Origin of the sequence: Gemmatimonas aurantiaca (genome assembly GCF_037190085.1) — a bacterium.
Classification (GTDB): Bacteria; Gemmatimonadota; Gemmatimonadetes; order Gemmatimonadales; family Gemmatimonadaceae; genus Gemmatimonas; species Gemmatimonas aurantiaca_A.
Window position 1 is genome coordinate 33,232 of sequence record NZ_JBBCJO010000009.1, and the last position, 12,866, is coordinate 46,097.

Annotated in this window: 10 protein-coding genes; 1 reads left to right on the forward strand and 9 read right to left on the reverse strand. The window is 62.8% G+C overall.

Annotated elements, in window-relative coordinates; genetic code table 11:
* Positions 1-93 precede the first annotated feature (93 nt).
* Positions 94-1,497 carry an amidohydrolase family protein gene (locus WG208_RS11620; protein WP_337171527.1) on the forward strand — a complete coding sequence of 468 codons (1,404 nt, stop codon included), beginning with the start codon at positions 94-96 and terminating at the stop codon, positions 1,495-1,497.
* A gap of 69 nt (positions 1,498-1,566) precedes the next feature.
* Here WG208_RS11620 and WG208_RS11625 read toward each other — a convergent pair whose 3' ends face one another.
* The 9 genes from WG208_RS11625 to WG208_RS18785 form a co-directional block, all read right to left on the reverse strand.
* Positions 1,567-2,505 carry a M20/M25/M40 family metallo-hydrolase gene (locus WG208_RS11625; RefSeq protein ID WP_337171528.1) on the reverse strand — a complete coding sequence of 313 codons (939 nt, stop codon included), beginning with the start codon at positions 2,503-2,505 and terminating at the stop codon, positions 1,567-1,569.
* Positions 2,506-2,750: 245 nt separating this feature from the next.
* Positions 2,751-4,049, reverse strand: coding sequence for a RagB/SusD family nutrient uptake outer membrane protein (locus WG208_RS11630; protein WP_337171529.1), 1,299 nt, complete (start codon positions 4,047-4,049; stop codon positions 2,751-2,753).
* Between the two features lie 12 nt (positions 4,050-4,061).
* Positions 4,062-7,433, reverse strand: coding sequence for a SusC/RagA family TonB-linked outer membrane protein (locus WG208_RS11635; RefSeq protein ID WP_337171530.1), 3,372 nt, complete (start codon positions 7,431-7,433; stop codon positions 4,062-4,064).
* Positions 7,434-7,509: 76 nt separating this feature from the next.
* Positions 7,510-8,502, reverse strand: a complete 993-nt coding sequence (locus WG208_RS11640) for a FecR domain-containing protein (protein WP_337171531.1) — start codon at positions 8,500-8,502, stop codon at positions 7,510-7,512.
* Positions 8,503-8,642: 140 nt separating this feature from the next.
* The gene (locus WG208_RS11645) at positions 8,643-9,185 is read right to left on the reverse strand and encodes a sigma-70 family RNA polymerase sigma factor (protein WP_337171532.1); all 543 of its coding nucleotides are present in this window, start codon (positions 9,183-9,185) and stop codon (positions 8,643-8,645) included.
* Between the two features lie 191 nt (positions 9,186-9,376).
* Entirely contained in the window at positions 9,377-10,681 is a 1,305-nt protein-coding gene (locus WG208_RS11650) for a phage tail sheath C-terminal domain-containing protein (protein ID WP_337171533.1), read from the reverse strand.
* An 84-nt stretch (positions 10,682-10,765) separates the two neighbouring features.
* Positions 10,766-11,659, reverse strand: coding sequence for an NAD(P)/FAD-dependent oxidoreductase (locus WG208_RS11655; RefSeq protein WP_337171534.1), 894 nt, complete (start codon positions 11,657-11,659; stop codon positions 10,766-10,768).
* Positions 11,649-12,149, reverse strand: a complete 501-nt coding sequence (locus WG208_RS11660) for an Rrf2 family transcriptional regulator (RefSeq protein ID WP_337171535.1) — start codon at positions 12,147-12,149, stop codon at positions 11,649-11,651. Before WG208_RS11660 ends, WG208_RS11655 begins: the two co-directional genes overlap by 11 nt.
* 63 nt (positions 12,150-12,212) lie before the next feature.
* Positions 12,213-12,680, reverse strand: a complete 468-nt coding sequence (locus WG208_RS18785) for a VOC family protein (protein ID WP_345786997.1) — start codon at positions 12,678-12,680, stop codon at positions 12,213-12,215.
* Positions 12,681-12,866: the final 186 nt, after the last annotated feature.

The following is a 12,866-nucleotide window of genomic DNA, read 5'->3' on the forward strand; positions in this document are numbered from 1 at the left end:
ATCATGGTCGCTGAAAGCCCCCGCCAGCAGGAGACTCCCTTCATGCCGCTACACCGCCGCACGACCTCCCTCCGGAGGTGCTCATTCCCGCTGTTGTTCACCCTCGCGGTGATCCCGCTCGTCTTCCCCCGTGATGCCCGTGCGCAGGAGACGGCACTCATCGTGCGGGGTGGATGGCTCTTCACGGCCACTGCCGACACCGTGGAACGGAATCGCGGCCTGTTCGTGAAAGGCGGAAAGTTTCTGGTCACGGATGGCAACTTCCGCGACCAGGATACCACACGTGCTCGCGTGATCACTCTGGCCGACGACGAGTATGTCCTGCCCGGACTCGTGGACGTGCACGCGCACTACAACATGACGCTCGGCGACAATGGTACACGACAGGACGAATATCACTACAACCCACTCATCTTCCTGGCCAATGGCGTCACCACCACCTTCCCCGCTGGAGAATATGACCCGAAAGGAATGATGGAGGCCCGCCAGCGGATCGACCGGGGACTTCAGCCCGGCCCTCGCATCTTCAACTCGGGCCCCTATTTCGGAACCGCACGTCCGGACTGGAATCAGAATGCCACCACCGAGGACATCTATCGGGAGGTGGACTACTGGGCCGAACAGGGGGCACGTGGTTTCAAGGCCAAAGGCATCAGCCCCGGGCATCTCAAGCCTCTCATCGATCGCGCCCATTTTCACGGACTTCCCGTGGCGGCCCATCTGGAGTCGGGCTTCCGGAACACCACCAACGCCGCCGATGCCGTACGCATGGGAATCGACCGGGTGGAACACATCCTGGGCGGTGAGGCGCTTTCCCGTGACAGGACAGCCTATCCGTCGTGGATCCACGTGGATACCGCGTCGCGGGAATTCAAGGACATTGTACGACTCTTCATCCAGAACCGTGTCGCCTTCGATCCGACGATCACGGCACCTGTCTATTTCAGCACCGTCGACGACAAGCCGGGTTTCGATTTCTGGGTCGACGAGTCGCAGTTCTTCACCCCCGAAGTGCAGGCCTGGGTGAAGAGACAACCCCCGCGCAAACCATATCCGCTGTTCGACTCACTCTATCTCGCCATGTTGCGTACGACGCGCGCCTTCCATGACGCGGGGGGTATCGTGACGATGGGCACGGACAATCCGAGTCGCGGTCAGTATCTGGCCGGCTTCTCATCGCACCGGGAACTGCATGCGCTCACCATCGCCGGCATCGCACCCGCGGCGGTGTTGCGGATAGGCACCATCAATGGCGCACGTTCACTCGGCGCCGGCGATCTGCTCGGCAGCATAGAACGCGGCAAGCTGGCTGATCTCTTCGTCATCCGCGGCAATCCACTCACCGATATCCGCAACACACGCCACGTGCGGCTGGTGATCAAGGGTGGCGCCGTCCACGAAGCGGCAACTCTGTTGGATCAGGCCAGAGGAAAGATCGGTTTCACCGCCCCGCGTGCCGCATCTCCCGGCCCGGCCCGACGCCCTGGCTCCCGATAGGCGCGAGACGGGAAAGGGCCGACGTCCCTCCAACGTCGGCCCTTTCCTTCACCCCCGTCTCAATGACACTTACTTCACAATGCGTGCGTCCACCAACCTCGCAATGGCCCCCATCGTGGTCTGGGTGGCGTTGAAGCCCAGAAGAAAGTCCGCGTCGGAAAAGGTGACAAAAAGATCCGTCGGACGATGCCAGTGAGGATTCGCGCGCCGTCCCGTTTCATAGAGTCGGCGATTCTCACGAAGACTCACCGCGGGCACGAGATCCATGAAGGGTGCGGAGTCCGTGTTGCTCATCGCATTGCTCATCACCGCCGGATAGTCGGTGGCGAACAGGCGATTCGCATTGAGAAGGGCCAGCGCCAACTGCGCCGAGCCAGCGGCCTGCTTCGAGTTCAGCTGGAATTCGATGTCGACATCGGCGTCGAGTGCCTGGGACGCCTGCACCGGATTGCCATGATCCCACATCATCATGTCGTGCTGGATCATGCCGAGCCACCTGGGTTCCGGATAGCGACCGGACCCGACCGGCTCCTCGATGCCCTGACGCTTCGCACGTTGCTCCACATATGCCCGCGCACCGTCCAGCCCCGTCTCCTCGTTGTTCCAGAGCGCGAACCGAACAGAGCGTGCGGTCTGGATATCGGACGACGCCAGGATGCGTGCGATCTCCATGACCACGGCAGTGCCGGAAGCGTCGTCGTTGACCGCTTCTCCGCCACCTCTTCCATCCATGTGGCCGCCGATGATGTACATCTCGCCCGGTATCGTGCGACCGATCTTGGTGGCAAAGACCTGCTCGCGCGGTTCCGGTGCGCCTCCACCACGCGGCGTGTAGTTGTACTTCACACGCTCCGTGGTGTATCCCCAGTTCCGGAGTTGGGTCTCGATCCAGTCCACCGCCCGTGCATTCCGCTCCGTGCCCTGTTCACGATCGCCGAACTGTGCCAATCCCTTGATGATCCCCTTGTAGCTCTCGAAGTCCAGTCGTGCCGTGACGTTCTGTATCATGCTGTCAGCGGCCGTCAGTGGCACACCACCCAGGACACCGGGGGGCAGTGGCAGTGTCGTGCGGGGAGGAGCACCGCCGGCTCCACCGGCTCCACCCGCCCCACCGGCCCTGCCGCCGGGTGGACCTCCACTCTGGGCAGCTGCCGGGGCCGCAACGACACCGATCAGGCAGGCCACACAACCTGTAAGCAGCAATGGTCGCGTCCTGCCGGTCCTCGTCACTCTCGAGCGATGGGCCATGACGCTCAGCTCCCGATGTTGGGGTTGTTCCTGCGTTCCTGCTCCGGCAGAGGCATGCAGGTCATGGTGCCCCATGCCTGTCCCTTGTGATTCACACCCGTTGGGAACGGAATCTTGTGGCGCAGCATGTCGTTCAGACGGTGCCCTTCACTGAACAACTGGCGACGGCGTTCCTCGATGACGAGCGCCGTGATGTTCGCCGATTCCGTGGCCGTCACCGCCGGAATGTTCTGACTCGCACGCAGGCGATTGATGGCGGCGACCGCATCGGCGGGTTTGGCCTCCGCGATGATGAGCTGCGCTTCACGCCACGACGCCATCGGGATGGGTGAATCGGCGGCGGGATACTTGGTCTGGTAGTAGTGATCCGTCACCCCGTCATGCCCCTTGGCTCCGGCGCTGGTCATGCCGATCCGGGGATCGGGAGCGCCCCCCGCCATGAGACCGGTGTTGCGGGTGGTTTCGACGGAGAGAAAGCGACTGCGACGATTCACGTTGTAGATGCGATTCTCCCGTCGTCCTTCCGACGTGGAGTATTCGGCGTTCCACACGAAACCGGCGGGGATCTGCTCGGCATCCGAAGCGGCACCAGCAAGGTTTCCGCGGTCCAGACGTGTGCGCGCCCGTCCGGCCATCGCCAGCAGTCGGAGATCGTTTCGTCCTGCCCGTTCGGCGAACGTCAACGCCGCATCGAATTTCTTCTCGGCCACGGCGAGCACTTCCTGCGGCGACATGATCGGACTCTGATCCACGGCCATCTCACAGTACCCTTCGCCCAGCAGGACATACGAGTAGCCCGCATATGCCGACAGCATGGCAAGCTTCTCTTCCTTCTTCTGCACCTGATCCTCAGGGAACGCCTCCAGACGCAGGATCGCATTCTCGTTCATGTAGCGAGCCTGTTGCAGCGGCGTGTACGCGCCCAGACCGGTGGCCGTGCGGCTCGTGGGGCAGCTGCCGACGATGGTATTCAGCTCGATACCGCGCCATCCCCAGCCGTTGATGTCGAGCCAGCTCGATGCGTTCACGTATTCGTTCGCCATGATTCCCGCCGTGGCGACGTACTGCGTGTAGGCACACTCGAACTGACCAAGAGCACTGTTGACCAGGGTTGGTGCGAGTGCCGGGTTGGCCAGATCCGATTCGGCCACCCGACCCGGATTCTCCACCTCCATCAGCCCTTTGCACGCCGCGAGCCAAGCGAACAGCACACCCATCGCGACGTTCAGACTCCGTCTGCCCGACGACTTGCTGCGGCCGGGGACGACCTCGGTGCGACGCACCTCATGCGTTCTCGTAACCATCGGTCTCTCTCCTCAGAAGCTGAGACGAAGCGTCATCGTGGCGCTCGCAGTGGCCGGCATCACGGTCTGATAGCCAACGGCCGCCGATCCCGTGGCCCGGACCTCCGGGTCCCACACGATCATGTTGGCAAGCGGTTCGCGAACGGAGCCGTCCCGTGGTGTGTTCCAGCCGTGTTGAGCCGTCCAGAGCATGGCGACGTTGCGCATACCGAAACCAACGGAGCCTCGCGACGCACCCGCCCAGCTCACGAAGTGCTTCGGCAGGTTGTAGTTGACCGATATTTCCCGCAGTCGCAGAAAGCCGGCTTCGTACACACCCGTTCGATCGTTTTCGTAGATGCGTGTGGCCGAGAGGATCGGATTGTTCTTGAGCAGGACGGCTTCGGTGGTGGACTGGTTGTGCGTCGCACGGATCTCGGTGTTGTCCTGCTTGTGACCGCCGTTGCCTTCCAGTCGCACCGACACCTGCAGATCCCTGAAGAGCGTGAAGGTGTTGCTCAACCCCGCCTGCCAGGTGGGCTGGGAATGCCCCAGATAGACCTGCGGCGCATTCGCGCAGGGCACCGGCGCACCTCCGGGCTCGATGCCGAGCGGCCCTGTCCCCCCATCGCACATGGCATTGACGATGGTTCCGCTCGCGTTGAATTCCGCCGAAAGCACGTCCCGCATGAAGAAGTCGGCAATGGAGTAGCCTTCGCGGTGGTACGCCTGCGTACCGACGCTGATGAAATCGAGTCCGCCCAGGTCCTTGATCGTGTTCCGCATCGTGGAGTACTGCGTGCCCACCTCCCACGCGAAGTTGGAGCGATTCACGAGACGCGCCGTCAGCTGGATTTCGTTACCCGACGCGTTCAGGAGCCCGATGTTGACGATCTGCGATCCGGTGAAACCGGACGACGGCGGCAGCGGACGGTTCACGATTGCGTCCTTCACCGCACGCTGGTATCGGGTGTACTCGACCGTCACCCGGCTGTTCAGCAGCGATGCGTCGAATCCGACTTCCAGTTCCTCACCGCGTTCGGGCTTCAGTTGCGGGTTGCCGAACGCCGATGGGGTGAGTGAGGGTTGATCCTTGTAGCCCACGACCGGATCATAGAGACGCGCGGCCGCGAATGTCGCCGGTTGCTGGCCTGCCGCGCCCCAGGCGGAACGCAGTCGGAACTGATCGAAGAGATCGATCTTCCAGAACGGCTCCTCGTGCAGTACCCATGCGGCACTCAGCTTGGGATAGTAGGCGGCCTTGAATGATTCGCCGAACGCACTGTTCGCGTCCGCCCGGACGGCGCCGGTGAGGAAACGCCGATTCTTCCAGGCCACCTGCTGCTGGACGTAGACACCGGCCGTGATGTTCTCCACGAAGCTCTCACCGCCATCACGTACCGACCCACCCGACACGGTGGTGATGGGTACGGCCGGGAACTGCTGGCCGCTGGAATTGATGAACGAGGATGTGCTCTTGTAGTACTGGAAGCCGATGGACGGCGTGAGGACATAGTCGCCGACATCGACGTTTGCGCTGCTCGAGTAGTCGAGTGTGACGAAGCGGCGCTCTCCGCGGCTGACGGACTTGCTGCCGAGACCGAGCGATCCGTAGAAGTGGCTGGCTCCTTCCGGCTGCTGCGGATAGAGCGTCGAATTCACTTCGGAGTTCATGTCGAGACCGACGACCAGACGATGCGTCATCCAGCTGCGCGGCTGATACCGCATCTCGATATTGGACGTCGTGCGGTCGTTGTCGGCCCGACTCTCCACCTTGCCCCATTCCTCGGGCGGAGCCGAACTCCAGCCGCGGCGGGCATCGGTCAGATAGCGCGGGTTCGACCAGATCAGATTGCTGAACGGATCGGGTTCGATCGCCGCCTGCGCGAGACGGGTCTGTCCTTCGATGTACGAGGTGCCCACCGTCACCCGCAACTTGTCGGAGAGCCCCACCTCCATGTTTGCCCGGAGCCCCAGTTTCTTGTCCCAGTTGAAATCCACCACACCGGTATCGTCGTTGTTCGACACCGAGGCGAAATAACGGACGGCATCATTGCCTCCCTTGATGCTGGCATTGTAGCCCTGCAGCATCCCGTATCCGAAAACCGGTCCCGTGCCGTTCACCCGCTCGTTCTCGTACACGTTGAAACCGAACAGCTCCCCCGGGCGGTTTGGATCGGGCATGTACCGCATACCGGCACGGCCTTCGGGATTCCACAACCAGTTGTAGCCGTTCCGTGCGGTGACATCGAATTGCGGCCGCCCGGACGATCCACGCTTGGTGATGATCTGGATCACCCCGTTGGAGGCTTCGGTTCCGTAGAGCGTTGCGGCCGCGGGTCCCTTGATGATCTCGATGCTTTCGATGTCCGCCGGATTGATGTCGTTCAACCGGCTCACGTTGGCGCCGCCACGCTGGCTGGGGCCGCGTCTCGAATCGCTGTCCATGCGCACGCCATCGATGTAGATGATCGGCTCGTTGGACAGCGAGAGACTGCTGTTGCCGCGCACGCGGACCGCGGATCCCGTACCCACCTGACCGGTACCGGGGAGCATCATCACCCCCGCGGTGCGCTGCCCGAGAAGCTGATCCACGTTCGTGATGGGTGAGCGCGCCATCACCGAGTCCGCGGACACGCTCGCGACCACGTTGCCGATGGAGCGCCGCTGTGCGCCGCCGGCGGTGCCGGTCACCACGACTTCGTTCAACGAGATCGGCAGTGTCGCGATCGCGAAGTCGGCGGTGACATCGGCGCCGGCCACCGTCACGCTTCTCTGCTCGGACGTGAAGCCGATCCGTTGTGTACGCAGACGATAGGTGCCGTCGGGCACGCTGGCGATCGTATAGCGACCGTCGTCACGGGTCATGGCTCCCATGGTGGTGCCCATGACGATCACCTGCACTCCACCGACAGGCTGGCCCGACGCGGAGTTGGTCACCTGACCACTGATCTGCCCCACCATCTGCGGCGCGGGTGCCGTGAACGCCTCGACATCGGCGTCTTTCGGAATCTTCGCTCCCGCGGGCGACGGCGCGATGAGAATCAGGTCGCCGTCCAGTACCGTGCTCTCCAGTGGGAGTCCGGCCAGCATCACCTGCAGTGCCCGTCCCACGGTCAGTTTGGTGCACTTGCACGTGACTCGCCGTTCGCCAGGCACGAATGCAGGGCTGAAGGCGAGCGAAACGCCGGATCGCGTATGCAACAGCTCCAGTCCATCGGTGAGCGGCACGTCTTCCACCGAGAGCTTGGCCGGCCGGTCGAGGGGACTGGCGGTGATCAGCGTTTTTGAATGCCCCACCGTGGTCGTCATCCCTGCCAACGTGATGACGCGCTGTGCGCCCGTCTCCGTTGCCGGCAATACCGTAGCGACGATGGCAACGAGCAGATACAGACTTCGCGACACGAGGAACCTCCTTGCTGCTTCCTTAGCTTGCTGGGATTGGATCTGGTGTGCAGGACCAGGGCGGGATCACATCTACCTAAGGCTCGATGCTCGCGACGTTGTCCCGAAGCGAGCAGTGCGCATCCACCGCTCTGCAGATCGCAGACAGGACCTGATCGAGGCCCTGATTGGTGAACCACGCGGTGACGGTGCGTGAGGCAATCGTGCTGTCCGGCAACAAGACGCGCGCGCCATAGCGCTGTTCGAGCTCGGCGGCGACCTGATGCAGCGGCGTGTTCTGGAAGACGATGAAGCCGCGTGTCCATGCGAGAACCGAGTCCACGGCCACCGCTCCTTCCACCTGGGGCGGTCCACCATCCCGCACACGCGCGATCTGCCCTGCCACCACCGTCTGCCGATGCGCACCACTCACGAGAGCGACTTTGCCTTCGGTCACCACCAGACGCAGCTCCGAGCCCACGACCTGGAGATCGAAACGGGTGCCGAGGACCTCCACACTTCCCGCGCGGGTGCGCACCGAAAACGGGCGCACACTGTCACGTGCCACCGCGAAGAACGCTTCCCCGTCCAACCACACTTCGCGTCGGTTGATGGCGGGTGTCACACGCAGCCGGCTCTCGGGCGCGAGGCGCACGACACTGCCATCGGCCAGACTGGCGGTGACCATCTCCGACTGATCGGTCACGAACTCCGACGCCCGGAACTCCTCTGTGCTCCGTGAAGTGTCTATCGGCGGTTCATCGGCGACCCGTACCATCAGCAACAACAGCGCCGCGACTGCCACCGCTCCCGCCCATCGAGACCACTGCCAGGCGCGCTGAGGTGCGGTCCGCACATCGCGAGCATCGGACGATGCACGCGCCTGCAGATCCGCCCACGATGGCGTCGCGGCGATGGTCGCAGCGACACGCTCAACCAGGGGATCCTGCCGGGGAATCGAATCCCAGAGGCGAACCATGTCCTGGTAGTATTGCTCGTTGACTGGCGATGCCTTCCGCCAGGAGTCGAGCCGTAACGCTTCGGCGGGAGTCAGCCGCTCCTGAAGCGCAGAGAGTATGAGTTCGTCCACGGGAAGTCAGGGCTGCACGTCGCACCGAGGAACTTCCCCGGTCTCGCGTCGTCAGATCCTGAAACCCGCGACCGCCCCCGCCATACTATCGGATCCTGAATTTTTCCGGAGTTTCCCCTGCTCCTCTCCGGTTCGCGTGGCTATCCAGCCGCGCGGTCGTCGTCGCGAACGATCTGGAGTTCGGGATAGGTGCGCTGGTCCAGATGGGGAGACATGATCCCACGAAGCTCCCGCAGTGCATTCACCAATTGGTTCGCCACGGTTTGCGGCGCAATGCCGAGCACGTCGGCAATCTGCGCATTGGTCAGGGCGTGATACCGCGAGAGTACGAAGATCTCCCGACGTCGCCCCGGCAACCGTTCCACGGCCGCAGTCAGAGCAGCGGCCAGCTCATCCTCTTCCACCGCGAGGCTGGGCATGTCGACGGCAGAGAGCGTGGCATGCGCCTCTTCATCCAGCCAATTCCGACGTGTCTGCCGCTGACGCCACTCGTTGGCCGCCAGATTCCGCACCACCTTGTAGAGAAAAGGCCGCGCTTCATCTCCCGATGGCACGACGTGTTTTCTCTCCCAGAGTCGCAGAAACCCCTGCGGCACCACGTCTTCCGCGGCGGCCACATCCCCAAGTAGCCGGCTCGCATAGGCGACCAACGGATGCCAATAGCGACGAACAAGATCGTCCATCAATTCAGCATCCGGCACACCCCCACGTGCGAGTTTGGTCTCAATAGCAGGAACATCGTGTGGAGGCCGTCGCATCTCAGGTGTCCCGTTAGCCGCGAAGCAGATTCGGAGAGGAGAGGCTGTGGGCATCCCATGCGATGCACCGCGACCTCACGTCGCAGCAGATTGTACGATGCGAGGCCGCCGGAAAGCTAGGGGTACGCGTTGAGCATCTGTTGCCGGAGACGCAGCACGATGAACTCCGCCGGCCGGATCACGGCGATACGGACCTCGACGATGAGAATTCCGTCGAGCACATCCTGCGCCGTCATCGTGGTGCCAAGCCCGACGTCCACATGAAAGGCCTCGTCCGGCTTCATGCCTGTCAGCGCCCCATCTTGCCAGAGGCGTGTGAGAAAGTCCGCGATCATCGCACGGACACGAGTCCAGGTCGACGCCGTATTGGGTTCGAAGGCAAAAGCGTGCACCGCCTTTCCGACCGATGCTTCGATGAAGCTGGCGAGGCGGCGCACGTTGATATACCGCCATTCGTTGTCGTTGCCCGCGAGGGTGCGAGCCCCCCACACCAGTGTGCCTCTGCCGGAGAAGGCACGCAGGCAATTCACCGACTTGCCGGTCTCCACATCGACATTCAGTGTACTCTGTTGCTCATCGGTGACACCGATCGCCGGGCGGAGTACCAGTGCCAGCGGCATGCCCGCTGGCGCCTTCCACACATCGCGCGTGCGACCCATCTGTGCATGGATTCCCGCGATGCCACCGGATGCCGGCAATGTCACGCAGGCGGCGTCGAGAAAGGCCCGGATCGCGTGATGGACGGCGGGAACGGCGATCGAGACTCCGTTCTTCGTGAACGCCGTCAGGTGTACCGACTCATCGTCGAATCGGAAGGGCACGAGCGTCTGCACGTACGGGAAGTAGGCAGCGCCATAGCCGAGTTGTTCAATGGTGCCTGCCACATGATTTCTGAAATTCCTCGTGACCAACGCAGGCGTCGTCCCTTCGGCCTCGGCTCTGGGCACGTCGGCAATGGTGAATCGGTTCCGCTGACGCGCGCAACTGGAGAGTGCGAAAGACAGCACGAAACCATAGTCCTCGTCGGACAGGCGCGTGGCATCGGGAAACAGGAGCAACGTGGGCTCATCCCAGTCTTCGATGATCGTGATCGCATTCGTGAAGTCTTCCTTCCGAAGCGGCGTTCCATGTGGGTCAATTGAGTAGATCCAGCATGGCCCACCGCCGTTGGCGAAATACAACTGCAGCGTGTAGTACAGCAGGTCGGTCGGCCGCGGTGGTGCATCGGTCCATCGCACTTCGAATCCGGGATTGACCCCGCTGCGTTGATCGACGGTGATATTCGCGACCTGCACCGGCGCACGTCCGAAGAGTGTCTCGTATTCCACCAGGGAGGTGATTCGAGTCATGGTCTTCGTCAACGAGACGCCCTGGGCGTCAGTGGCGTACTCGGTGTAGCCGATGAATACCGGAATCGCCACGGGAACCGGAACGACGGTCGGAGGAAGACTGGGAGATTCCTCGACATAGACGCCTGGTGTCTTGTATGCGGGCATGCAAGGAACCTATCCAAATACCAGTGCGCGATGCGCCGCAGTACCCGCCGTGACGCCATCAGCCACGGCCCAGCTCACACTGTGCGGAGCACGGGCGATATCGCCGGCAGCGTACACCCCATCGATGGTGGTCATCCTGTTGTTGTCGGTGCGAATCATCTCGCCCATCGGTCCGTCGTCGATGACCGCACCGAGATGTCGCGCAATCGGGCTCGAAAGACACGACTGCGGCGCGACATACAGCGCCTCGAGCGCACGCTCGCGTCCGTCGTGCAACTGGATCGTCTCCAATGCATGCCCTTCACCTGCCAGACCGGCGATGCGGGCGTGCTCCACACGCACGCCGCGTGCAGCCAGCTTCTCCACATCCTCGGCGGCCAGCTCCTCGCCGTTCAGGTACATGGTGGTCGGTCCCCATTCCGCGATGAGCATGGCCTGATGCACCGACATGGGTGTGCGATAGAGCACGCCCAGCTCGCGTTCGCTGAACTCGATGCCGTGACAGTACGGACAGTGCAGCACCGAGCGTCCCCAACGCTCTTCGAGGCCGGGAATGTCCTGCAACGTATCGCGCAGGCCGAACGCGAGGATCAGCTTGCGCGCTTCGTGCTGCTCACCGTTGGCGAGGGTGACCGCAAAGCCATCGTCCAGACGACGCGCGGTGACTGCTTCCTGCTGAACGATCTCCACGTTCCAGTAGCCCAGCAGCTGCGCACGTGCGGTCTCCAGTATCGACAGGGGATTGCGACCATCCTGCCCCAGAAAGCCGTGCGAGGCCTCAGTGAAGCGATTGCGTGGTTTACCGGTATCGAGCACACACACCGAACGTCGCGCGCGTGCCAGATACGTGGCCGCCGCCAGGCCGGCGAATGCGCCACCGATGACAATGACATCATGCGTCATGCATTTCCTCGATCGTGTGCGTGTGGGTGCGCTCCACGGTGCGCCCGCGCCGGGGCCGCTGCCTGTGCTTTGCGAACCGGGCATGGAAGTCCGCACTCAACGCGGCCAGCGTGACTTCGCCGAAGCGATGAAGCAGCAGCGCCTCGGCTTCGGCAAAGGCATCTCCGAGCGCGGCGTTGACGGCCTGCTCCACCAGACACTGCGGCGCATCGGAGCGGTTGCCGATGGCCAGCAGACGCGGCTCGCCAAGTGCCTCGTAGACGTCGCGCAACGTGACGCAGCGCAGGTCGCAGGCGATGGTCCAGCCTCCACCGTGTCCTTTCTCCGAACGCACGAAACCACGGTCTCGCAGCCCCGCCATGACGCGGCGCACCACGACCGGATTGGTGTCCATCGCGCGCGCGAGCGATTCGGAGGTACTGGGCCCTTCACGCTCCGCCATGTGGAGGAGGACATGCAGGACTCCGGAGAGCCGACTGTCGGATTTCATGCTACTTTATATGTTACATATAAGACCAGGAATCAAGAGGTCACCATGAGGGCGACCGCGCCGTCACTCCGGCGCGGCCCCGCCCCGTATCGCGGCTTCGATTCTGGCGATGTCGATCTTCTTCATCTCCATCATCACCTCGAACGCACGTTTCGCCACATCGCCGCCCTTGGCCATCACCTCCGTCAGTACGCGGGGCGTGATCCGCCACGACAGTCCCCATTTGTCCTTGCACCAGCCGCACATGCTCTCCACTCTGCCATTGCCCACGATGGCATTCCAGTAGCGGTCGGTCTCGTCCTGATCGTCGGTGGCGATCTGGAAGGAGAATGCTTCACTGTGCTCGAACGTGTCTCCGCCGTTGAGGCCGATGCAGGGCACGCCGCACACCGTGAAGTCGACGGTCAGAACGTCACCAGCCTTGCCGCCCGGAAAATTGGAGGGGGCCCGATGCACCGCGATGACGGAATTGTCGGGAAAGGTCCTCGCGTAGTAGTGCGCGGCCTCTTCCGCATCATGGTCGTACCACAGATGGCACCGATTCGCAGCATGGTGATGAACGACATCATGCCTCCACTGAATGATGGGACGAACTTTGCTTTCATGGACATTGAATGTCGCCACACTGCGGGACGTCGCATATTCGCCGTCATCCGGCGCGATCTCGGATTCTGCGCTATGGGAGTCGCTGCGCATATCGCCCAGTGGGCGTGTCGA